General features: G+C 65.9%; 24 protein-coding genes. 14 read left to right on the forward strand and 10 right to left on the reverse strand.

Features of this window, described 5'->3' with window-relative positions; translation table 11 throughout:
- Positions 1-183: 183 nt before the first annotated feature.
- From ACMGFI_RS13605 to ACMGFI_RS13615, 3 genes are read left to right on the forward strand one after another with little or no spacing between them, the layout of a single operon-like run.
- A complete protein-coding gene (locus ACMGFI_RS13605; RefSeq protein ID WP_436910312.1) occupies positions 184-462 on the forward strand; it encodes a hypothetical protein in 279 nt (92 codons plus the stop codon).
- Positions 455-781, forward strand: coding sequence for a hypothetical protein (locus tag ACMGFI_RS13610; protein ID WP_436910313.1), 327 nt, complete (start codon positions 455-457; stop codon positions 779-781). The genes ACMGFI_RS13605 and ACMGFI_RS13610 overlap by 8 nt, the downstream gene beginning before the upstream one ends.
- Positions 774-1040, forward strand: a complete 267-nt coding sequence (locus ACMGFI_RS13615; protein WP_436910315.1) for a hypothetical protein — start codon at positions 774-776, stop codon at positions 1038-1040. Before ACMGFI_RS13610 ends, ACMGFI_RS13615 begins: the two co-directional genes overlap by 8 nt.
- A 313-nt stretch (positions 1041-1353) precedes the next feature.
- On the opposite strand, the gene ACMGFI_RS13620 is transcribed toward ACMGFI_RS13615, so the two are convergent.
- The 5 genes from ACMGFI_RS13620 to ACMGFI_RS13640 all read right to left on the reverse strand — a co-directional run bounded on the left by ACMGFI_RS13620 (position 1354) and on the right by ACMGFI_RS13640 (position 4455).
- On the reverse strand, positions 1354-2163 hold the full coding sequence (locus ACMGFI_RS13620) for an ATP-binding protein (protein ID WP_436910316.1): 810 nt from the start codon (positions 2161-2163) through the stop codon (positions 1354-1356).
- 2 nt (positions 2164-2165) lie between these two features.
- The gene (locus ACMGFI_RS13625; protein ID WP_436910318.1) at positions 2166-2825 is read right to left on the reverse strand and encodes a hypothetical protein; all 660 of its coding nucleotides are present in this window, start codon (positions 2823-2825) and stop codon (positions 2166-2168) included.
- Positions 2825-3376 (reverse strand): hypothetical protein, encoded by a 552-nt coding sequence (locus ACMGFI_RS13630; RefSeq protein ID WP_436910320.1) that lies wholly within the window; start codon positions 3374-3376, stop codon positions 2825-2827. Before ACMGFI_RS13630 ends, ACMGFI_RS13625 begins: the two co-directional genes overlap by 1 nt.
- Entirely contained in the window at positions 3373-3696 is a 324-nt protein-coding gene (locus ACMGFI_RS13635; protein ID WP_436910322.1) for a hypothetical protein, read from the reverse strand. Before ACMGFI_RS13635 ends, ACMGFI_RS13630 begins: the two co-directional genes overlap by 4 nt.
- Before the next feature lie 231 nt (positions 3697-3927).
- Positions 3928-4455, reverse strand: a complete 528-nt coding sequence (locus ACMGFI_RS13640; RefSeq protein ID WP_436910323.1) for a hypothetical protein — start codon at positions 4453-4455, stop codon at positions 3928-3930.
- Between the two features lie 520 nt (positions 4456-4975).
- Between ACMGFI_RS13640 and ACMGFI_RS13645 the strand changes: the two genes are divergently transcribed.
- From ACMGFI_RS13645 to ACMGFI_RS13685, 9 genes are all read left to right on the forward strand, one after another.
- Positions 4976-5179, forward strand: a complete 204-nt coding sequence (locus ACMGFI_RS13645; RefSeq protein WP_436910324.1) for a hypothetical protein — start codon at positions 4976-4978, stop codon at positions 5177-5179.
- Between the two features lies 1 nt (position 5180).
- Positions 5181-5309, forward strand: coding sequence for a hypothetical protein (locus ACMGFI_RS13650; RefSeq protein WP_436910325.1), 129 nt, complete (start codon positions 5181-5183; stop codon positions 5307-5309).
- A gap of 232 nt (positions 5310-5541) precedes the next feature.
- Positions 5542-6615 (forward strand): hypothetical protein, encoded by a 1074-nt coding sequence (locus tag ACMGFI_RS13655; RefSeq protein ID WP_436910326.1) that lies wholly within the window; start codon positions 5542-5544, stop codon positions 6613-6615.
- Positions 6612-8507, forward strand: a complete 1896-nt coding sequence (locus tag ACMGFI_RS13660; RefSeq protein WP_436910327.1) for a UvrD-helicase domain-containing protein — start codon at positions 6612-6614, stop codon at positions 8505-8507. The genes ACMGFI_RS13655 and ACMGFI_RS13660 overlap by 4 nt, the downstream gene beginning before the upstream one ends.
- Positions 8504-9934, forward strand: coding sequence for a hypothetical protein (locus ACMGFI_RS13665; protein ID WP_436910328.1), 1431 nt, complete (start codon positions 8504-8506; stop codon positions 9932-9934). Before ACMGFI_RS13660 ends, ACMGFI_RS13665 begins: the two co-directional genes overlap by 4 nt.
- Positions 9935-10020: 86 nt before the next feature.
- Entirely contained in the window at positions 10021-10218 is a 198-nt protein-coding gene (locus ACMGFI_RS13670; protein WP_436910329.1) for a hypothetical protein, read from the forward strand.
- A 75-nt stretch (positions 10219-10293) separates the two neighbouring features.
- Positions 10294-12981, forward strand: a complete 2688-nt coding sequence (gene leuS / locus ACMGFI_RS13675; protein ID WP_436910331.1) for a leucine--tRNA ligase — start codon at positions 10294-10296, stop codon at positions 12979-12981.
- A gap of 25 nt (positions 12982-13006) precedes the next feature.
- Positions 13007-14140 carry a CapA family protein gene (locus ACMGFI_RS13680; RefSeq protein WP_436910332.1) on the forward strand — a complete coding sequence of 378 codons (1134 nt, stop codon included), beginning with the start codon at positions 13007-13009 and terminating at the stop codon, positions 14138-14140.
- Positions 14141-14663: 523 nt separating this feature from the next.
- Positions 14664-15701, forward strand: a complete 1038-nt coding sequence (locus ACMGFI_RS13685; protein ID WP_436910333.1) for an NAD(P)/FAD-dependent oxidoreductase — start codon at positions 14664-14666, stop codon at positions 15699-15701.
- Between the two features lie 43 nt (positions 15702-15744).
- Here the strand turns inward: ACMGFI_RS13685 and ACMGFI_RS13690 are convergent, their stop codons facing one another.
- The 4 genes from ACMGFI_RS13690 to ACMGFI_RS13705 form a co-directional block, all read right to left on the reverse strand.
- Positions 15745-16383 (reverse strand): phosphoesterase, encoded by a 639-nt coding sequence (locus ACMGFI_RS13690; protein ID WP_436910335.1) that lies wholly within the window; start codon positions 16381-16383, stop codon positions 15745-15747.
- A 118-nt stretch (positions 16384-16501) separates the two neighbouring features.
- Positions 16502-17356: a phosphatase PAP2 family protein gene (locus tag ACMGFI_RS13695; RefSeq protein ID WP_436910336.1), complete on the reverse strand. Its 855-nt coding sequence runs from the start codon at positions 17354-17356 to the stop codon at positions 16502-16504.
- A gap of 95 nt (positions 17357-17451) precedes the next feature.
- Complete coding sequence (locus ACMGFI_RS13700; protein ID WP_436910337.1) at positions 17452-18306, reverse strand: hypothetical protein; 855 nt, start codon at positions 18304-18306, stop codon at positions 17452-17454.
- Between the two features lie 115 nt (positions 18307-18421).
- The gene (locus ACMGFI_RS13705; protein ID WP_436910338.1) at positions 18422-18877 is read right to left on the reverse strand and encodes a hypothetical protein; all 456 of its coding nucleotides are present in this window, start codon (positions 18875-18877) and stop codon (positions 18422-18424) included.
- Between the two features lie 133 nt (positions 18878-19010).
- On the opposite strand from ACMGFI_RS13705, the gene ACMGFI_RS13710 reads away from it, so the two are divergent.
- On the forward strand, positions 19011-19631 hold the full coding sequence (locus ACMGFI_RS13710) for a VOC family protein (RefSeq protein WP_436910339.1): 621 nt from the start codon (positions 19011-19013) through the stop codon (positions 19629-19631).
- Between the two features lie 56 nt (positions 19632-19687).
- Positions 19688-19882 carry a hypothetical protein gene (locus tag ACMGFI_RS13715; protein WP_436910340.1) on the forward strand — a complete coding sequence of 65 codons (195 nt, stop codon included), beginning with the start codon at positions 19688-19690 and terminating at the stop codon, positions 19880-19882.
- A gap of 4 nt (positions 19883-19886) precedes the next feature.
- Here the strand turns inward: ACMGFI_RS13715 and ACMGFI_RS13720 are convergent, their stop codons facing one another.
- Complete coding sequence (locus ACMGFI_RS13720; RefSeq protein ID WP_436910342.1) at positions 19887-21284, reverse strand: DUF389 domain-containing protein; 1398 nt, start codon at positions 21282-21284, stop codon at positions 19887-19889.
- Between the last annotated feature and the right edge of the window lie 40 nt (positions 21285-21324).

A 21324-nucleotide genomic window follows, 5' to 3' on the forward strand; every position in this document is an offset into this window, starting at 1 on the left:
CTGACCCCCGGGGTCAGCGTCGCGAAACCACCGCTCCAGACATCGACGCACGCGATATTGCGTGCATAGCACGCCACGTTACGTGTAATACTCAGTAATTTGAAGTATCCAGCAAGTAGATGGGTAGTACGCGCGGCGGGGTGCAAAGGACACCCAACCGCGTGCGACCACAGGGGTTCGACCATGACCGCCACTGACACCAAGCGACCGACCGACGAATCGGATACCGACCACAGCGACGACACCGAGTTTGAGTTTACGACGGAGCACGCTATCGCGTTCCTCGACGACGACAACCCCGCCGACCAGTACAGAGATAGTAAGTCGGCAGAGCTGAGCGTCGATGTGAGCGGTGGAGAGACTGAAATCACGCTCACCGCAGAGTTTGACGAGCCGGAGCGCCTGCGGGAAGCCGATATCTACAGCGTGCAGATCGTTCCGAAGGTGATCCCCGATGAGTGAAGCCGCACACGGCGCGGAGCGCGTCACTGACCCAGAACAGTTTAATCTCAACGCCGATCCGAAGTGGACAGTCTTCGGCCAGGGGATCGGCGACCTACGGGCTGGCGTGGCCGAGGCGATGATCCGCGATGCGCCCGCCGCGATCGAGATGTTCGAGACTCAGCCCGGCGAGGTGACTTTTTGCGCCGAGGTATCCAACGGCGACGAGACGATCTCGACGACGGTCTCCCTCCCGCCGGAGCAGGCCGAGACGTTCGCTCGGGACCTGCTCGAATGCGCAGCAGGCGCCAAACAGCCGGAAGGTGAGACCGATGAGTGAAGCCGACCACGGCGCGGAGCGCATCGCCGGGTCGACACACTCCGCGCTCGCCGACCTGCAGCTCGGCGCCGAGGCGGGCGAGGCGTCGGTCGAGGTGGAGGGGTATCACCTCGACGACGAGGACCCGCACGTTGAGATGCGGATCTCACTCGGGAGTGTGACGCAGCGCGTGATCCTCTCCGTCGACGAGGCGGGCGCGGTCGGCGAGGACCTGACCGCAACCGCCGACGAGCTGGAAGAGATGGGTAGCGGGGAGTAAGTCGTAGCCCGCGCATTGGCCTACCGCCCGGGTTACCCGTGTGTGGGTGGGTGTGTGGTGTCCCACTGCTGGGGCGATTGTATTCGTCGCGCGGATCCGGGCGATCTCGTCGAGGCGCGGCCGCTCGTCACTGCCGCGAGCGGGTGGCGCGCACGGTGAGCTACCAGCCAATCGGCAGAATCTGAGGCATTACGCGCGTTAGAGTATATGCTTTGGTCACACTCACGAACTGAGTGGATAAATCCCGCTCACGTCTTGCGATTAGAGAAATGGGCTTTGTGAGTACCCGCCTCGCGTCTTGCGATTAGGTTACTCACAATGCTTCGTTCTTTATTTTCGATACTGTGCTTCGGTCAATATCATACACGTCCGCGATTTCCGTCTGTGTCGCGCCGGTAGATTCGGCCATGTGCTTGATGTGCTCCTTGTCGTTATCGGTGAGTGTGTTATCCGTCTCGTCGTCTTGCTCTTCGCCCTCTAACTTGTCAGCGTCAAAGTAGCCACTTTCGAGGAGTTCATCCTTCTGCTCGTCGAGATAGTTGTAGACCGGCGAACCGTTCTCATCCATGTTGGGGAAGCGGATACGATCCACGTCGTCGTACCCACGCGTCTGAATGTTGCCGTCATTGAACGTCGCACCGACCTTGTAGGGGCGGAAGTATCCGATAGGCTCCCGCAGGCACCACAGCCGGTAATCAGCCTGTTTGCGGAGGCTCTTGTCGGCCTTCGACCAGTGGGGAAGCGTCACGATCGTCACGATTCGCTTCTTTCGCATGAGCTGCCACGCGTTGCTTAGGTCAACGTTCTGGCCGGACATGGCTCGGCGAGCTTGCCCAGCTCCGGCGCCGCCCAGCTCGTCGAGGATGATCACAGACGGTTGCTCAGCGCCGGGGTGCTCCCGCCAGCGGTCGAGGTACGCCGCACCCGAGAGTGTGAGATCGTCTTGGTCGATCTGGTAGCCGAACGCACGACAGAGTAACAGCGCGAGATACACGGAGAGGCCGGTCTTCCCCACGCCGGTGCTGGCGTCTTCGGAGTCGATGATGATCCGCGCACCACCCTGTCGTGGGCCGACGATCCCATGCATCAAATCGTGCCAAAACTCGGTGTCGGTGAGATGCATTTTTAGAACGAATCCACCTCATCAATATCCGAATAGTCGGCTTCGGTCTCCTGAGACCCACCGACCGACAGCCCCACATTCGCCTCCTGAAGGAACTCGTCGGCCACGCGGACGGCGTTGATGAGCGCCATTCGCGGCATATGCTCTTCGGCACTCACGGTTTGCCACTGTGGCGGGTCGTGTTTTTTCTCGTACCCTCGGATCCAGTTGATGTGTACCTTCCACGTCTCACTATACCCCTCGCGCTCGATCACCTCTTTCAGTCCCTCAATCCGCTTTGTCTCCGGCTCTATCGGGTCGGAAAGCAGCCGGAACCCGCGGTCCTTGATCTGCTCGGCTTCGCCAGGCATTGACTGAAATTCAGGCGGCGGGGCAAGTGTCACCTTCCCCAGTGGGGCATTGAGATACGCATCCTCAGCGCCCTTGAGGCTGAAATCACGCAAAAGCGGCTCGATGGACATGAGATACGTCCGGACGGGCTCGTGGTACATCCGACACGCATACTCTTCGGGATACTCTTCGCGCGCCTTTCCGGGGAATACGCTCTCCGCAACCTCGTCGATCTTGGCTCGATTCTCCAAGATCGTCCGCTTGCGCTCCTTGTCGACGTACCCCTCTTGATCCTCAACTACCGCCGTCTTTGAAGAGTCCTCGGCTGCCATTATTTCAGCCCCATCCGGCCGAGCAGGCCGGAACCACCGCCACTGTCTTGCGACTCGTCGCGGACGACGCTCTCATTGACGGTCCGGGTGCTTTCCTCGATTACCTTCGCGCCTTCGGAGCGTGTAAGCGCGCGTTTCGCGTTGTCGACGAACGCCTCTGCTGTGGCCGAGTCCTCGTTATCCTGAGCTAAGCGATACTCGGCCATGTTGTCATACACCCACGCGCGGCGGTCGCCGGTGATCCCGTACGATGGGGGATATCGAGCCCCGTCCAAGAGCCGGATGTACTCGAAAACCCACTCCTCGCTCCGTATGTCCTCCTCGCTGAGGTTCGTGGTACTTGCGATCTGGGAGGTGAGCTGCCCAAGCACCGGATCGTCATCGCCAATCGGCAGGTCGTCGATCTCGGAGAGCTGCGAAAGTATCTCCGCCTTGTTTCGCTCTCCCTCGGTGCCACTGAGAGCCTGGCTGTGCATCCGGTGCATCCGCTCTTTTTCGCGCTCTTCTTTGGCTTCCTCTCGTCGTCTGTCGTCACTGTCCCCGAACATCATTCATCCACCTCGATTGCTTCCTTCATCCAGAATATCTTTTCAGACGCTTCGCCCACTTTATCGCCGGGGAGCGGGACATAGATCGTCCCCGTGTCTCCATCCCTCAAGGCGGGATAGGCGCCGTTTTCCCACCAGAAATCATGGATATCTTCAGTTGTATATTCGCCAGGTTCGCATAATGTTCCGGGTACTGTCGTACCTTCATCTGCCACTCGGCGTTCACCCATAAATAGGATGGTAACTTTTTCTTCAAGCGTGTAACCTATTGCTTGTACCGACGGATCCGTTACTTCTGGTGGGACTTCGATCTCGTCAGTCATGGCTATCACTCCCCGAACCCCCCGTCTCCTCCCCCAGGTAGTCGGCACAGATGCGTGCCAACACCCGGCCTTCGCGAGGGCTGCCGCGCATTTCTTGTCGCGCCTTTCGCTCGGCCCGCTTCCAGAGTTTCATTTCCCGCTTGTCACGGTACAACGGGACCATTTTCCGCTCCATATACGCAACTCTTACATCGCTGTTAACATAAAACGGAAAGGCCAGGCAAACGGCGACTATCGGTCAGAAAACTCCTCTACGATAGTATCCTCTACTTTTTCCTTTTCAGGGAATACGATCTCAATCAACCGCCGCATCTGTTCGTCAGAGAATCCTTCTATATCCTCACCACTGTCAGTCAGTCCTTGCACGACCGACTTGGCAACAAAATTCCGTAACTGAGACTGGTTCTTTTCCATTTCGTTTAGCAGTTCGTCCGGCGTTTCCCCATCCAGATCTACTAAATCATCAGAACCATAGGCTTTAGACTGAGCTATCGAGCTTTTCACGCCCGATAGGACCTTCTCATCTTTCCGCTGGTAGATCGTGTTTATAGTTCTCTCTTTTGTCAAATCCCACCCATCGAACAGATCGGCATCCGACTCAAATACCCGAGCCCAATCCTCTTGCGCGCCGTTTAGACTCTGCCGGATCCGTCGAGTAATGTTTGGGTTCTTTTCACGCATCTTCTTGCGTTCCTCTTCGCTCGCGGCTAGATACTCGCGTTGGCTATCCGTCAGGAAACCCGGATTCCCTTGGACCATACTAACTATATCCAGTTACCTACTATAAAAAACATTCCCACTAACACACCTCAGTTAGTTCTCATGTTAACAAGCAATCGGCGGGCGAAGGCTGTGATAGGCAAAACACAGACGCACCGCTTGTCGGTGTGAACGGCATGGGTCCGCTGGGGACGGACCACAGAACGCCCAAGCAAGTACGAATACGGGTTCTGTGGTCTTCAATCCCCACGGCCAGGCGTGCCGGTGTCTGTCTGCCTGTCCGACCCATGAGCATGAAAAACGACTCTCACGACACGTCGGCCAACCCTACCAAAGATTCCCCGACGTGCCGTGGTCGGGACGCTCGCAAGAGCGCCCAGGACGACACTCGCGACGCAACGGCAAATAATCCGCCGAATCACCAAACTCCGACCCACTCAAAGGCGAGGTTCTTGTGGGAGTGCGACCCGCGCACGCCGCTCGACGAGCTGGGTGAGCTTTGGCAGCGGTGGGAGGATAGCAGCGAACAGGCCGATCTCGGGGAGTGGGGTGAGAGTCGATGAGCGGGACGAACTACAAATGCACTGGCGGTGACTGTGGTGGCCGGCTCAAAAGCACAGAGAACCCACAGGTGTACGAGTGCGTCAAGTGCGGACGGCAGATCCGCGAGTCCGTTGCGGAGCGCCGGGAAGCCTTCGAGCGTGTGGCCGACCGCGACGGCGCGCTTGCCGAGATCGCACGCGCGGCCCTGGAGGGTTCGTGAAATGAGCAGTGGCGCACCGCCGGAGCAGGATCGGCAGGAGTGTGACAAGTGCGACCGCGTACTGTCGCGGCGGACCGCCGAGAGTCTGGCCGACGCCCGCGGCTGTCCGTTCTGTCGGGAGGACGAATGAACCCACTCATCTCCCATACGGGGGACCCCCCCACCCAGTGCGATCTCAGTCGCTCTATTATATACCCTCCCGAACCAACCCCACATGAGTTAGCCGAAAACCGGTGTCGAAGTGTCGCGAATTTGAGCCTACGGAACAGCACCGCCCTCTCCCCCTGTCCCGGCGCGGTTAGACCGGCTCGCTTCGCGGGGGATGGGGGGGACCCCCGTATGGAGAATAGAGGTGGTTCGGCGTGACCGGCGCCGACGCTTCGCCGTTCGAGCGGGCAACGACCGCGCTCGAAGAGTGTCTTACCCAGCTCGAAGCCGCTCAAGAGGCTTCCGTTGCGGTACAGATGAAAAAAGAGCAAGAGGCCGTCGAGGACTTGGCCGACACGCTCGCAGAATGTTTCGCGGACGGCCTGGATACGCCACAAGGACGCTTCGCCAAAGCCGTGTCGGAGGTTTCGCGCCTCAACAAGACCGAAGCCAAGAGTCTGATAGCACGGAAAGTGCAGGAAGTCGAAGCCGACGACGGCCAGCCGCTCAATCTGTGGGTGGCCGACAACATCGAAGAGGTGCGCGTTATCCGAACGACGGACCACATCCAGGACACGCGTTACGTGTGGGACTTTGGGGGCGTGACTGTCGAAACGGCTTCTGGGGACGGGCGCCGGGGACACTTCGGCTGGCCGAATTTTCGCGATCTCGTCTATGAGTCCGGCGGACCGTATCTCGACGATCCGCAGCCGGACTATCGCGATCCGGACGAGTGGCGCGAGTTCATCGTCGGCCAAGAAGAGGCTCACGGGGTTGAGAAGGTGTCGACAGGGCCACGGACGAACGGGGTCGAGTACCTCAAGAAGCGGGTTCGGAACGCCGACGGCTTCGGAGATTTGGAGGACGCGGCGGATATGCAAGGCGTTTTCGTCGAAGTCAACAACGACCCACCGGAAGGCGTTGAGCCGGTCGACACGGACGCGCCCGAGCAGGAATGCCCCGAGTGGCGCGTCGACATGGTAATGCTCCCGAACGATTGGGCCAAGGACGCCGCCGAAGAATACGACGTGTCCGTTCGGGCGCTGCAGAACGAATTAGACGCTCGCGGATTCACGGTTGAAGGGCAAACCAGCGTATCAAGTCAGGAATACGTTGGTGGTCGATATGATACGTTCTGGACCCTGACGGGCGACTTCGCGGCACCAGCCGCCTATCAACCGGAAGCGACCAAGCCGGAAGGCCAGGGCGCAGGGAGCATGGCCGAGCGGGACGAAGACGAAGCTGCCGACGGCCGCGACGTGGGCGCTATCGGGGGTGGTGACGCATGAGCGACGAGAACGGCACTCTGGCACTCGAAGATATAGAGATCGCTGGGATTGACGACTACCCGGCCGACGAGTCGGTGAAACTGTTCGGACCGCCGGGGACCGGGAAAACGACGAACGCGGCGGCTCGCGTCGCGAAGCTACTCCGCGATCACGACTACTCGATCAATGATGTGGTGTGGATCACCTACCGGAAGTCGCTCGCGATGGATACGCTACGGCGGCTTTCCGCGTGGGGCGTCGTCGACGACGAAGAGCTGTCGGAACCGAACCGTGGCGCGACGAAGTACATCGGGACGGCTCACGCGGTCGCGTCGAGAGTGGTGGGCGGGACGCCGGACCCGGCAGAATACGGGGACAAGAAGGCGTTTTGCGCCGGCCGGAACCTGAAATATGACAAGTCGACGCCGTGGGACAACCCGCCAGGCCAGCTCCTCTTTCGCGTGTTCAACTACGCGAATAAGAATCTACTCGACCCCACCGACGAGAGTGACCTGCGAAAAATTCCGGCGATTCAGGATCTGCGAGAAAAATACCGCGGGTCGATCCCTCGGGCATATCGGGATTGGGAGGATTACAAGGACAGCAACAACATAATCGACTTTTGGGAGATGCTGGCGGCCCCGCTCGAAGAGGGGGTTACGCCCGGGAAGTCGATCTTGGTCATCGACGAGTATCACGACGCTTACCCGCTCATGGCAAAGCTGGCCGAAGAGTGGGCCGAGAACACGGAGATCGTGATAGCAGCGGGCGACCCGCACCAGGTGGTCAACACCTACGACGGAGCCGACCCGGAGTTTTACCAACGACTCGACTACCCCGAAATACTGCTACCGAAGAGTTACCGCGTCCCCTTCGAGCACTGGGAGCCGGCCACACGGCTACTCTCGAATGCTCACGAGCCGCCGGAAGTCGAACGCGATAGTCGGGGCGTGTTCCAGGTTCAACGCTCACCTACGTTCTCCCACGACCGCGACGGCTGGCGTGTCCCGAACCCGTCGGACGAATACGGTCCCGCCGATATTGTCGAGAGCTACGGCGACGACACGATGTTACTCACCCGGACCACACACCAGTTAGACGGCGTGGCACGTGCGCTCGAAGAGGCGGGGACACTCTTCGAGGTGCCCACGTCGTCGGACGTGACCGGCTGGGGAGCGCCGGCTAACGACAGTATGAGCGACCGCGTGGCTATCTACAACGCACTGCAGAAAATCAAGCGACTCGAACCCGCGATGTTCAAGGATAGCGCCGGGTCAGGACTCGGCCAGTACAGCGACGGTGAGAGCGGCGTCGACCCGTCGCGTGTCGTCCTTGAACCGACGGAAGCTGCCACACTGCTCGACCGAGCGAACGCGAAGTATCTCACCGAAAAGCGGTCGAAGATAACGGAAACGGCTTCGAGCTGGGTCGACGCCGAAGAGTCGGTTACGGCGAGTGACCTGACGGAATACGTCGAACCGGAGTTTTGGGGAACTTACACTCAAGCATCGCGGTCGTTGCACTACCTCAACAAGACCGGGCGGCTGGGGCGAGCGTTCTCAAATCGCGATTTCGGAGCGCTGGGGAACGCGCTCCGAGAGAACAATCACCCGGTCGGTGGAAGCCTCCCCACGAAAGTCTACACGATCCACGCGAGCAAAGGGAACGAAGCCGAGACTGTGGCCGTCTACGACGGCGTAACGAAACGGATCATGGAGAGCATGAACCGAGACGAAGCCGAACGCCGGAACGAATGGAGAACGTGGTACGTCGCCTTTACACGGGCCAGCGAGAATCTGATAGTCCTAAAGGACGGCTTCGAGTTTACGCGGCGGTTCCTGCCGAAGGGGCGAAAGCTCAAGGACGAAGCGCGCCGCGGCGTTGCGCTGGCCGACGGGAGCGCGGAACAATGAGCGAGAAACTTGACCCGCGGATTCGAGCGTCGCGGTATCTCGACGCGAACGACGACGTAGACGTTCCGGAGTTGGCCGGAGCGTTGGGCGTCGCACCGGTCACGGCTCGCGAGATACTCGACGATCTCGACACGGGCGCCGACGACGGGACGCCGACGGTCGAACCCGACGGCTATCATATCCCCGAACCCCTCAAAGACTACGACGTATGGGTAGTGTGGTGCCCGGATCTGGGGAAAACGGCCCGTGCCCCTTGGCAAAACGGTCATATGTACCCAGCAGAATGGGCTGAAGATGGAAACAAGGACCCGCGGCGCAGCTACGACAAGGCAGCGTCGGTCGCGTCGCTCCCGGTTGGCGAGATCGCGGATACGTGGCCGTTCCCCGACGAGACGCCGGACACGGTGAAACCGGCGGTCCTGATTCCGCCGGCGTCCGTCGAGAACGACCTACTCTTCGTCGACTTCGACGACGTTCGTGACCCGGAGACGGGCGAAGTCCCGGCGGAAGTGTGGGAGATAATTGACGATTTAGGCGGCTACGCGGAAGTATCGTCGAGCGGCGAGGGGTTACACGTATGGGTTCGCGGTGAGCTTCCTGGCGACTACGGGAAGTTTATCGAACCACTCGACGCCGTGGGACAGATTGAGATGTACGACCGCGGGCGCATGACCGGCGGGACGTGGCGACACGTCCAAGGGACCCCGAAAGATGAGATACCAGAGGCTCAAGGCGTCGTCGACGAGCTGGTAGCCAGGTACGAAACCGAAGAGTGTCCCGAGTGTGAAACCGCCGTCCGTTCCCGAGAGATCGACGCCGACACCCCCGAGTGTCCCGAGTGTGGCTCGTCGCTCGAAGAGGACACGGGCGGGGACGTGAGCGACGACTACGGCGGCAGTGGGGGCGCCGGCGTCGGTGACGGTCGCGAGAACGACAAGAACCCGTATTACCAGATAGAGCTAACCGACGTAGCCGATACTGGACCATTCAAATCCCACCGTGAGGACACGTCGAACCCGTCCCCAAGTGACTGGCAGGGTCCACACCCAAAACACGGCGGAACATCACGGAAGGATGAAGAGAGCACCAACTTCAATGTCGACGACTCAGACGGCGAGTGGCATTGTTTCGCTCACGGTTCTGGCGGTGGGGCGCTGTCTCTGATAGCAGTCTTAGAGGGTATCGTATCGTGTCGGAACGCCGACCGCGTTCACTCGAAGCGGGAGACGCTACTAAAAGCGTGTCTGGCGGCCCGGGACCACTATGCCGCCGATCTCGAAGGCGAAACGCCGCCGTATGAGGCTCTGGTAGCTGTCGCGGAATGGGCCGACCTGCGAATTTCGAACCCCGAAGAGGGGATACTTGGCGAAACAGCTCACAGATACGCGCGAGAGATATTCAAGGAATTGAGTTACGAAGAGGTGTAATCGCGATTCTTTCCTGCCGCCGGGGTATCTTCTTTGTCGCTAAACAGTCCCGCAATTATATCTAAGCCTCTAGCAATTTCCTGGGTATGTCAGATCGACCGAAGCGGTTTCAGTGGCTCGCGATCGTCGGATTCGGACTCTTCGCCACTTTCCAAACTGGCGGCGGGACAGCAGGCGAGCTGATTGCAGGCTTTCTGGGTGGGGCGTTCGTGGCGTCTGTGGTCGTGATCCTCTACAACAGCAAGCAGGGGGAGGATGAACAGCCGGCAGAAGCACAGTCATAACTCCGGCTCTCTGTCGGCAGTGGCGGACTAGCGGGTAGTTTTTTCCCATCACTACGGCTAGGTAGCGGTATCAACATGAGCTACCGCGACACGTGGTATTCTTCGCAAGAAGTGAGAAGATACTGGCAGTACGTCTGGGACGCCGAAGGGGTCTACGAGGTGTCCGACGACGCGGCGGACCCGACGTACGTCCTCGGGATGTTCCCCTACACCTCCGGGACGCTCCACATGGGTCACGTGCGCAACTACGCGATCACCGACGCGTACGCCCGCTACCGCTCGCTGCGGGGCGACGAGGTGCTCCAGCCGATGGGGTGGGACGCCTTCGGCCTCCCCGCCGAGAACGCCGCCTACGAGCGGGGCACGGACCCCGAGTCGTGGACCCGCTCCTGTATCGAGCAGATGCGCGAGGAGCTGGAGACGATGGGCTTCGGCTACGACTGGTCGCGGGAGGTCACCACCTGCGACCCCGAGTACTACCGCTGGAACCAGTACCTCTTCAAGCGCTTCTACGAGGAGGACCTCGTCGAGTACACCGGCGCCCGCGTCAACTGGTGTCCGGACTGCGAGACGGTGCTCGCCGACGCCCAGGTCGAACGGCCGGACGACGCCGAGGCCGAATCGAGCGCAGTCGACCACGCCCACGCTGCGGGGGTCTGCTGGCGCTGCGAGACGCCGGTCGAACGGCGGGAACTCGACCAGTGGTTCTTCACGATCACCGACTACGCCGAGGAACTCGACGCGGGGCTCGACGACCTCGACGGGTGGCCCGACAGCGTCCGTGACATCCAGCGCAACTGGATCGGCCGCCAGGAGGGCGCACACGTCACCTTCGACGTGACCGACGAGGGCGGTGACACGGAGACGGCGGTGGACGTGTTCACCACTCGCCTCGACACGGTCTACGGTGCAACGTTCGTCGCGCTCTCGCCGGGCCACGACCTCGCGCGTGCGGTCGCGGAGACCGACGACGAGGTGGCTGAGTACGTCGAGGACGTGACCAGCGCGGGCGCCGACGCCGGCGGGACCTCCGGCGTCGAGACGGACCTGACGGCCACGCACCCAATTACTGGCGAGAAGTTGCCGGTCTACGTCGCGGCCTACGTCCTCGACGACGTGGGGACCGGCGCCGTGATGGGCGTGCCCGCGCACAACGAGCGCGACCACGCGTTCGCGGACGCCCATGGCGTCCCCGTCGAACAGGTCGTCGAACCCGTCGACGGCAGCGGGACGGGCCTGCCCGGGGCGCCCTACACCGACGACGGGATGCTCACGAACAGCGGCGAGTACGACGGCCTCGCCAGCTCCGCCGCACGCGAGCGACTACTCGGCGAATCGGGCGTCGAGTCGGCCGTCGAGTACCGCCTGCGCGACTGGCTCATCTCGCGCCAGCGCTACTGGGGCACCCCGATCCCGATGATCCACTGCGACGACTGCGGCCGCGTCCCCGTCCCCGACGAGGACCTGCCCGTCGAACTCCCGCCGTACGTCCGCACCGCGGGCAACCCCCTCGAAGAGAGCGAGGAGTGGAAGTCCGTGGAGTGTCCGGAGTGCGGCGGCCCCGCCGAGCGCGAGACAGACACGATGGACACCTTCGTCGACTCCTCGTGGTACTTCCTCCGGTTCCTCTCGCCGGACCTGGACTCTGCGCCGTTCGACACCGACCGCGCAAGCGACTGGCTCCCGGTCGACGTGTACGTCGGCGGCGAGGAACACGCCATCCTGCACCTCCTCTACATCCGATTCTTCACCCGCGCGCTCGCGGACCTGGGCCTGCTCGACACGCGCGAGCCCGTCGAGCGGCTGATCAACCAGGGCACGGTGCTGTACGACGGCGAGAAGATGTCCTCCTCGAAGGGCAACGCCATCGCGCCCCACGAGTACGGCGCCGAGACGACTCGACTCTTTCTCCTCTCGGCCGCCCACCCGGCGCAGGACTTCGAGTGGACGGTCAAGAGCGTCGGCGACGTGTACGACTTCCAGCAGCGCCTCTACGCGATGGTCGCCGACCGCGACGACGTGGCGACCCGCGAGGAGTCGGCGCCCCAGGACGCCTACCTCGAACGCGAGATCGACCGGACGATAACGGCGGTCGCCGAGGAGTACGAGCGGTTCCGCTTCCACCGCGTCGTCAGCGAGATCCAGCGGTTCGCGCGCCTGCTCCGCCGCTACGCCGAGTACGGGCCCGTCGACGAGGCGACCTACGAGCGGGGGCTGGGCGCGCTGACGCGGTTCGTCGCGCCGATGGCGCCGTACCTCGGCGAGGAGATGTGGAACCTGCTCGACACCGAGGGGATGGTCGTCGAGGCCGAGTGGCCCGCGGTGGCCGAGGAGATCGAGGACTACGAACTGGAGCGACGGCTGGTCGACCGGACGCTCGACGACGTGCGCGACATCACCGAGGTCGTCGACATCGACGACCCCGGGACCATCGAGATCGTCGTCGCCGAGGACTGGAAGTACCGCGCCTACGAGCACGTTCGGACGGCCGATCCCGGTGACGCCGTCGTCGGGTCGGCGCTGGACGACGACGCCGTCGGCGAGGCCGGCGACCGCGCCGCCGAGTACCTCGGGGAACTGGCCGACCGCGCCGGCGCGCTCGAACCGGTGCTCGACGCCGACCGCGAACTCGCCGTGCTGGAGGCGGCCGGCTGGCTGTTCGCCGACGAGTTCGGCGCGGAGATCGAGGTCCGTCGCGCGAGCCCCGACGACGACCTCGCCGGGAAGGCCGAGCCGGCCAAACCCGCGATCCACATCGACTGATGCGTCTCCGGGAAGGCGACCGACCGTGACCCCGTCCCGGCGGGCCGTCCTCGCGGGGTCGGCCGCCTCCGTGACCGCGCTGGCGGGACTCGGCGGGGCCACGAGGCGCCGCTCCCGTCGGCCGACGCCCGCGACGGTCCGCGGGGACGCCGATGCCTGGCTCGGGTTCGCCGGCGACGCGATGCTCGGCCGGAGCGTCGACGAGCGGTGGGCCGACAGCGAATCGGCGGGGTCACGGGCCGACCCCGCCGGCGTCTGGGGGTCGACGCTGCCCGCGCTCCGGGGGCTCGACGGCCTCGTCCTGAACCTCGAATGCGCGCTCTCGACCCGCGGCGAGCGGACGCCCAACCGAGGCTACTACTTCCGGGCCGACCCTTCGTGGGCGGTCCCGGCGCTTTCGGCGGCCGGGGCTTCCTTCGCGTCGCTGGCGAACAACCACCTGCTGGACTTCGGGCCGACGGCGCTGGCCGACACAGTCGACCACCTCGACGACGCCGGGATCGCCGCCGCCGGCGCCGGCCGCGACCGCTCGGCGGCGTTCGAGCCGACCGTCGCGTCCGCGGGCGAGTTGGACGTGGGGGTGATCGCGCTGACAGACCAGTCCCGGTCCTACCGCGCCGGCCCCGACAGCGCGGGGACGGCGTGGCTCCGGCTCGACCCCGAGCGGCCGGAGACGCGGGAGCGGGTCGGGGCGATGCTGGAGAGCGTCTACGAACGCGACCCGGACCTCGTGGTGGCGTCGCTGCACTGGGGCCCCAACTGGGAGGTCCGGCCGTCGGCGACCCAGCGGCGGTTCGCCCGCTGGCTCGTCGACCGCGGGGTCGATGTGGTCCACGGCCACAGCGCCCACGTCCTCCAGGGGATCGAGGTCTACCAGGGCCGCCCGATCCTGTACGATCTGGGCGACTACGTGGACGACTACATCGTGAAAGAGGGTCTGCACAACGACCGGAGCGCCCGCGTGGAACTCGCCGTGGAGGACGGCCGGCTGGATCGGCTGCGCGTCGCGCCCGTCGAGATCGTCGACGAACAGGTCCGCCGAGCGAGCGGCGACGTGGCGGCGTGGGTCCGCGAGCGCGTCCGGACGCTCTCGGCCGAGTTCGGGACGACGGTCGAGCGCGACGGCCGGGGCGTCTCGATACCGCTCGTTGACGGGTAAGAGGGCGTGACCGTCGAACTGCGGTGGCGCGCGCTGGAGCGCGCTTTCATGCGCGCGACCGTAGCCGCGCGAGGGATGAGAAGCGCAACGAAGTGAGCATCGCAATCGGCTGGGGAGGTGTGTGGCCGTCTTGGGTGCTGTGCGGGGCGGTGCGGTCCTGGTGGACTGAAAGGGCGAGGCGCGCTCGCGTCCATTTTAGTCGCCTGAGCGGGCACTATCCGCGCGAGTGCGGGGCGGTGCGGTTGTCCGAGCGCGGATATCCCGGTCAGCGACCGCGAGCGGGCCGAGGGCTTTCATCGCCGGTTGTGCAGTGCGGTTGTGACGACCGCTAGCGAGCGGGCCGAGGGCTTTCATCGCCAGTTGTGCAGTGCGGTGGTGATGACTGCTAGCGAGCGGGCCGAGGGCTTTCATCGTCTGCTACCGAGAGCGGGAGCGACGACTACCGGCCAGCGGTTCCCGGACCACGAACACACGACCGATCGGAGATACCACCCGTTTAGTCAGAGGAGTCCGAACGGCCGCCATGCCAGAGATAGGAGTCGTCGGCGCGGGCGCGGCGGCCGCGGCCGCGACGTACGTGCTCGACGGGGCGGTCCCGTCGGCCGAGGTAACGGTGCTGGAGAAGTCCCGGGGCGTCTGCGGCCGGGCGGCCACCCGCCGCCGCGGCGACGTGACCTACGACTACGGCGCCAACTACGTCAAGAGCGACGACGACCGCGTCGTCGAACTCCTGACGGAGACGCTCGATTCGGATGGACTCGTCGACGTGACCGAACCGATCTATACCTTCGACGCCGACGGGCAGGTCTCGGAGGGTCGGGACGCCGACGAGCACAAGTGGAGCTACCGCCAGGGGCTCACTCAGATCGCCAAACGCCTGCTGGGCGAAACCGATGCGACGGTGGAGAACTCGACCAGAGCCGAGACGCTGGTCCGCGACGGCGACCGGTGGCGCGTCGTCGACACCGACGGCGACGAGTGGGGGCCGTTCGACGCCTTGCTCCTCAACCCGCCGGCCCCGCAGAGCGCAGAGCTGTTGCGCGACGCCGGGTGGGAGGGCGATGCACGGCGGAACCTCGCCGAGGCTGCCGAGGCGGTCCCCTACCGGACGATCTGGACGGCGGTCCTGGGCTACGAGTTCGAACTCGACCGGCCGTACTACGCGCTGGTCAACCCCGACCGGGACCACCAGATCGGCTGGATCGCCCGCGAGGAGTGCAAGGACGGTCACGTCCCCGACAGGGAGTCGGTGCTGGTGGTGCAGGCCAACCCCGAGTGGTCGGTCGAGCGCTACGACGACGACCCGGCGGAGAACGTGACCGACCTCGCCGAACTGACTGCGGACGTGCTAGACGACGAGCGGCTGGCCGACCCCGCGTGGACCGACCACCAGGGGTGGCGCTACGCGCTCCCCGACGAGGGCGTGCGGCAGGGTGCGGTCGAGGCGGTCGCCGAGGCGGACCTCTACCCGCTCGGCGACTGGGTTGCCGGCGAGGCGCGCCTGCACGCGGCGCTCCGGAACGGCCTGGAGACCGGCGAACGGCTCGCCTACTCGCTGTGAGCGGCGCCGGTAGCTGTGGTCGACGATTCCGGCCCCTCTTCGCTCAGGAGGCCGGCGCGGCCGCAGTCTCGCGTTCGGTGCCCGGGGACCACCAGAGGTAGACGGCGACGACGATAGCCGCCGCGACGACGAAGCCGGCGACCGACTCCAGTGCGCTGTGGGCGTTGACGAGCACCCGGGTCGGCACCATGACGACGGGGATCGCCACCAGCGGGAGGAACTTCCGGTCGAGCAGCGCGAGGTACAGCGTCGGCGCGACCGCGAAGATGACGTGGCCGGAGATGTCCCAGAACGGCGAGAGGACGGCGTAGGGCGGGACGACCGCGATCAGCGCCGCCATCCCGCCGGGGACCAGCCGCCCCCAGTCGTAGCGGCGCCACACGCCCCAGGTGATCGCCGCCCCGAGGACCACGCCCGTGGCGACCATCATGTCGAGTTGCCAGCTGCTGCCCGAGAACGCCTGCGATAGCGCGCCCCGCTGCAAGAGGAAGAACGCGAGCGTCGGGACGAACCCCAGCACGCCGGCGCCGACGAAGGCTCCCCAGCGCTTCCAGAGGACGGAGCGGTCCGCCGACTGGCCGGCCCACTCGTAGTGGATCAGTAGCAGGACGCCGAGTCCGATGACGGTGCTCGGGTGGAAGACGTACCCGTACAGGTCGACCGCCCGACCGAGCAACGACATGACGCGCGAAGTTAGCCGTCCGGCCGCATAACGCGCCTGCCGGCAGTCGCCGGGGGTCGCCGCCAGTAGTCGCGAGAGTCGCTGCCGGCGGTCGCCGGGGGTTGTCGACGCCGGAGGTTCAGGAGCGGAGCGACGACAGCCCGGGACGCGATTCGCCGCGCACGGCCGCGACGACGGCGGGCGGACCGATCAGGCCGGCCCCGAGTGCGACGGCGCAGGCGAAGACGACGGCCGGGGACGGCTCGACGACGACGGCGACGTAGCCCAGGCCGGCGAGGGCGGGGAGGACGCCCCCGACGAGCGCGAGGCGCCACAGCGGTCGCTCGACGGTCCCACTGTGTTCGACGGCCTCCCAGACGGCCGCCGCGCCGAGCGCCAGCCCGAGCAGGCCGACGGCGTCGTAGCTGAACTCGCTGACGAGGAGCGCGACGGCGGAGGCACCGGCGGCTAGCAGGAACCCCCGGCGCGGGTCCCGGCCGGTCAGCGCGAAGGCGGCGAGCAGGAAGGCGACGCCGAAGGCCACACCGGCGAGCACGTCCCGGACGAAGTGGACGCCGAGGACCACCCGCGAGAGCGCGACGAGGCCGACGAGGACGGCCGCCGCGGCGTAGCGGAGGCGGTCGGACCCGATGTCGAGGTCGACGGCGAGGGTACCGTAGGCGACGGTCGCACCCATCGCGTGGCCGCTCGGGAAGCTGTGGCCGCCGGTCGGGACAACGTTGACCGAGGCCGGCGGCCGCGGCGCGGCGAAGACGTACTTCAGCGCGGTCAGGGCCGCCATCCCGGCGACGACGACCCCGATGGCGTGGGCGCCGCGCTCGCGGTCGACGAACCAGTAGTCGACGGCGAACGCGACCAGGAAGACGCCGACGTTGCCGAGCCTGGTGATCCCGAGGAAGACCGGCACCAGCCACGACGGCACGGCCGCGCGGACCGCCTCGTCGAGCGCCTGGAGGACGATTCCGTCGGGCACCGTTCCCGGTACGACCCCGCCGCACTTGTGGTCGCGGCCGGATCTCGCCGGGTCGGCCCGCCGACCCGGTCCGACGAGCCCCCGGGTCGAAGGGGTCAGTCGGCGGCGTCGCCCGGTCCGGCCGGCCGGCGGTCGACGCGCCGATGTTCCTCGCGCTCGGGCGGGGCGAGGTGTCGCCGGTGCCACTCCCGGAGGAGCCCCTCCGACTCGTTGACCCAGGTCCCCTCGTCGGGGTCGACGTCGAGCGCGAGGTCGTACTCGCGCTCCTCGACGATGTCGGCGTCCCCGGCGCGGTCCTCCTCGCGGGGCTCCTCGGCGACGAGGTACCGTTCCTCGACGTGTACGTCGGCGCCGTCGGCCCTCTCGGCGGTGACGCCGAACTCGCGTTCGAGCACGTGGACCCGGTCGGTGTCGTCGGCGAAGGTGTGCGACCCGAAGAACGCGGCGTCCTCGTCGGCGTCGTCGACGAGGTTCCGTCGCTGGAACTCGGTCGCCTCGTGGTCGAAGCCGGGCGGCAGGTGGTGGCCGGCGGTCGGGTCGTCGGGGTCGTGGTCGGGCGTGTCCATATGCTCGCGGGCGAACGAGGAGAGCCAGCCCCAGTCGTGGTCCTCGCCGACGTCGACGAGGTGGTCGCCCAGGGTCTCCTCCTCGTCGAGTTCGCGCCGGTCGCCGTCCTCGTCGAGGACGACCCGGCCGCTCTCCCGGTCGAACCGGCCCTCGTGGACCGTGTCGTTCTCGGGTTCGTAGATGTACGCGCTGTCGGAGCCGCCGCCCGAGGGCGCCATACCGATCCACTCCACGTCGTCCATCCGCTCGGGCTCGCCCTCCTCGGTCGCCGGCGTCTCGCGCTCGTCGCTGACCTCGTAGGCGTCGTAGCGCCTGACCGGCCAGTTATCGAACCGCACGTCCGTCGCGCGCTCGGCCTCCGCGTCTCTGTCGGGGTCTGACATCGGTCCCTCCGATAGGGGAGCGACGGAAAAAGGAAACAGGCGCCTATCGGCGCCCCGGCACGGCGCCGGCGCGGTGTCGCGGAGTATCGCGGCCCTACTTGTCGCTCGCCGGCGGTCACGCCGCCGGCGACTCGTCGGTCGCGCTCGTGTCGGTCGCCTCGGCGACGGCGGCGTCGGCGTACCACAGCACGGAGAAGTCCTGCGGGCTCGGTAGCGCGCAGGCCATCCACCCGACGGCGGCGAAGCGGGCGACCCCCTCGCCGGCGAACGGGTCAGGGACGAACCCGAAGGGGACGAGCGCGAGCGGCGCGGCGAGCGCGAGCGGCATCACCGCCGAGCACCGCAGGACCCAGGCGGGCGTCTCCGCGGTCGCGCGCGGCCTGACCGCAGCCCAGCGCCCGCGCAGGCCCGCGCCGAGGACCCCGGTGTCGTCGCCGGGGAACCAGTCGATCCGGTAGGCCACGCCCGCGGCGCGCAGGACGGCCGCGTGGGCGAGTTCGTGCGCGACGAGTCCGAGACTGACGGCGAGAGCGAGCACGGCGACGGCCGCGGCGGTCTCGATAGGCGTCATCTACTCGGGGTACGTTGGTCGTACCGGACCGGTAATCGACTATCAATCTATCGGTCGCGGGGTGCGGTAGGGGTGGGCCGAGCGGACCACCGTCGGCGGGGGACCTATGGGGCTCTCGTCCCTACGGCGGAGTATGTCAGAGGATAGCGGTCCCGAGATCACGGCCGAGCCCCCGGAGAGCCCGTTCCACACGACCGGCACCGACCACATCACGCTCATCGGGAGCAACGAGGCGGACACGGTCGAGTTCTACCGCGACCTGCTCGGAATGGCGCTGGTGCTCCGACAGCCGAACCTCGACGACCCCGACTCGACGCACCTGTTTTTCGACACGGGGGACGGCCGCATCCTCACCTTCTTCGTGACCGAGGACCGCGAGTCGTCGTCGTCGCCGCTTCGCCACCAGATCGGGTCGGTCCACCACCTCTCCTTCAGCATCGACCCCGAGCGCTTCGCGGACGTGAAGCGCGCCCTGGAGGAGTTCGGCCACGGCTACAACGAGTTCGACCGGGGGATCTTCCACTCGCTGTATACCCGCGACCACAACGGACTTACCATCGAGCTCGCGACCGACAAGTACGACATCCCGGACGACCGCCGCGGCGAGGTGCTGGCGACCGTTCAGCGGATCCGCGTCGCCGACGGCGCCGAGTACGCCGAGGCCGAGCACCTGGAGCGGGCGCTGGAGGAACTCGGCATCGACAGCGACCCCGTCGAACTCCCGGACGCGCCGAGCGGCGCCGGCGTGGAGTGAATCGCGCCTGCGACGGCAAGTCCGCCCCTTTTGCGCGTCGGCGCCGAACGCGGCCCATGGCAAACGAGGAAGGCCACGACGACACGGAGGACTCGGAGGACCCGGAAGAGGGGCAGGAACAGTACGGCGGCGGCGAGGGGGACATCGACGCGGTCGAACAGACCGAACGGATGGACGAGGACGACGAAGGTGACGAGGAAAGCGACGAAGGGGCGCGAGCGGACGACGGGGAGAGCGACGGGAGCGAGTGACCGCTCACCGGGGGGCCGCCGGGCGGACGAGGATCGTCGCACCCGTTCCGGACGTAGTCCCGGTCGAACTCGCCCCCGCCGCGGGTCCGGTCGAACCTGTCCCCGACGCGGTCCCGGTGGCGTTCGACCGCTCGTAGTCGGTGTAGGTGACGAGGACGGTCACGTCCTCGCCGGTCCGGTCCGAGATCTGCCGGGCGAGTTCGTTCGGGAGCGACGGGTACGACTCGTCGGACATGCGGGTGAGACTCACCGAGACGGTCGTGGGGGTCTCGACGGGGCTGATCCCGGCGTACTGGACGGTGACGCCGCGGAGCGACAGCTGGCCGTATCCCTCGTCCGTGATCACGTCGGAGGTCGCCTGCGTGACGGCGTACTCGTAGCGGACGTGCTGGACTGAGCCGGCGAGGACGACCGCGACGACGGCGACGACCGCGACGACGGTCGCGGCGAACCGAGCCGTCTCGGCGGTCGACTCCAGGTCGAGGAGCGGCCCCTCGGCCTCCTCGGGGTGGTAGCCGAGGTAGCGAAGCATCAGGTAGCCGCCGACGTTGACGGCGACGATGGTCAGCCCGAGCAACACGAGCGCGCCGACGGCGACGCTCGCGGCGCCCCAGGCGACGCCGATCCCGACGACCGCGGCCGTCGGGACCAGGGCGGCGGCGACCATCACGCCGACGATGCTGACGTTGCCCTTGGTCGTCAGCCCGAACGCCCCGGCAGCGCCGGCGGCGAGGCCGACGACCACCGACAGCAGGCCCGGCGAGAGCCGCACCGCGAACAGGTCGACCGTCGTCACGTCGAGCGTCACCGAGACGATGGCGAGGTACCTGATCAGCAGGCTCGCTGCCACCGCGCCGAGGACGGCGACGCCGAGGCCGATCGCCTGCTGGCGGAGGCTGTCGGCGACCATCGCCCGGTCGTTGCGGACCGCGCCGATGCTCGCCGCGAGCATCGGGGCCACCAGGGGCGCCAGCACCATCGAGCCGACGAGGACGGCCGGCGAGCCGATGAGCAGTCCGGCGGTGGCAATGACGGTGCTCAGGAACATCAGCCACACGTACGACCGCGTGTTGGGTCGCATATCGCGCGCCTTCGAGCGGAGCGTCCGCGGGGCGATCCGGTTTGGCGTCTCCGCCCAGTGGGACTGCACCGCGTCGATGCCCTCGAAGCTCGCGAACTCCGCCTCGATGGAGACGGTGTAGGTGTCCCTGTCGTAGCCGGCCTCGTCGAGGTCGTCGAGGACGCTCTCGACAGCGTCGGCGGGGACGACGACCGAGACGAGTGCGTGGCCCTCCTTCGCCCCGTCGCCCTCGGCGACCGTGTACCCCAGGTCGTGCCCGTCGAGGACCGCCAGCACCGCCTCGCGGCGCTCGGCGGGCACCGACAGCTGCAGGAACCGCATAGCCGCCGTTGGGCCGGCCGCCGGAAAAGGTCGGAGCCGG

This window comes from Halosimplex marinum (assembly GCF_051414075.1).
In the GTDB taxonomy this organism is placed as follows: Archaea; Halobacteriota; Halobacteria; order Halobacteriales; family Haloarculaceae; genus Halosimplex; species Halosimplex marinum.

Coding starts and splice junctions, on each gene's coding strand:
- ACMGFI_RS13645 (WP_436910324.1), top strand. CDS start 4,976: ATGAGCGGGACGAACTACAAATGCACTGGCGGTGACTGTGGTGGCCGG.
- ACMGFI_RS13690 (WP_436910335.1), bottom strand. CDS start 16,383: ATGTCGTTGCTCGGTCGGGCGGTCGACCTGTACGGGTACGTCTTCCAC.
- ACMGFI_RS13700 (WP_436910337.1), bottom strand. CDS start 18,306: ATGTCAGACCCCGACAGAGACGCGGAGGCCGAGCGCGCGACGGACGTG.
- ACMGFI_RS13705 (WP_436910338.1), bottom strand. CDS start 18,877: ATGACGCCTATCGAGACCGCCGCGGCCGTCGCCGTGCTCGCTCTCGCC.
- leuS (WP_436910331.1), top strand. CDS start 10,294: ATGAGCTACCGCGACACGTGGTATTCTTCGCAAGAAGTGAGAAGATAC.
- ACMGFI_RS13715 (WP_436910340.1), top strand. CDS start 19,688: ATGGCAAACGAGGAAGGCCACGACGACACGGAGGACTCGGAGGACCCG.
- ACMGFI_RS13630 (WP_436910320.1), bottom strand. CDS start 3,376: ATGATGTTCGGGGACAGTGACGACAGACGACGAGAGGAAGCCAAAGAA.
- ACMGFI_RS13610 (WP_436910313.1), top strand. CDS start 455: ATGAGTGAAGCCGCACACGGCGCGGAGCGCGTCACTGACCCAGAACAG.
- ACMGFI_RS13685 (WP_436910333.1), top strand. CDS start 14,664: ATGCCAGAGATAGGAGTCGTCGGCGCGGGCGCGGCGGCCGCGGCCGCG.
- ACMGFI_RS13625 (WP_436910318.1), bottom strand. CDS start 2,825: ATGGCAGCCGAGGACTCTTCAAAGACGGCGGTAGTTGAGGATCAAGAG.
- ACMGFI_RS13615 (WP_436910315.1), top strand. CDS start 774: ATGAGTGAAGCCGACCACGGCGCGGAGCGCATCGCCGGGTCGACACAC.
- ACMGFI_RS13605 (WP_436910312.1), top strand. CDS start 184: ATGACCGCCACTGACACCAAGCGACCGACCGACGAATCGGATACCGAC.
- ACMGFI_RS13660 (WP_436910327.1), top strand. CDS start 6,612: ATGAGCGACGAGAACGGCACTCTGGCACTCGAAGATATAGAGATCGCT.
- ACMGFI_RS13635 (WP_436910322.1), bottom strand. CDS start 3,696: ATGACTGACGAGATCGAAGTCCCACCAGAAGTAACGGATCCGTCGGTA.
- ACMGFI_RS13670 (WP_436910329.1), top strand. CDS start 10,021: ATGTCAGATCGACCGAAGCGGTTTCAGTGGCTCGCGATCGTCGGATTC.
- ACMGFI_RS13710 (WP_436910339.1), top strand. CDS start 19,011: ATGTCAGAGGATAGCGGTCCCGAGATCACGGCCGAGCCCCCGGAGAGC.
- ACMGFI_RS13720 (WP_436910342.1), bottom strand. CDS start 21,284: ATGCGGTTCCTGCAGCTGTCGGTGCCCGCCGAGCGCCGCGAGGCGGTG.
- ACMGFI_RS13620 (WP_436910316.1), bottom strand. CDS start 2,163: ATGCATCTCACCGACACCGAGTTTTGGCACGATTTGATGCATGGGATC.
- ACMGFI_RS13665 (WP_436910328.1), top strand. CDS start 8,504: ATGAGCGAGAAACTTGACCCGCGGATTCGAGCGTCGCGGTATCTCGAC.
- ACMGFI_RS13650 (WP_436910325.1), top strand. CDS start 5,181: ATGAGCAGTGGCGCACCGCCGGAGCAGGATCGGCAGGAGTGTGACAAG.
- ACMGFI_RS13640 (WP_436910323.1), bottom strand. CDS start 4,455: ATGGTCCAAGGGAATCCGGGTTTCCTGACGGATAGCCAACGCGAGTAT.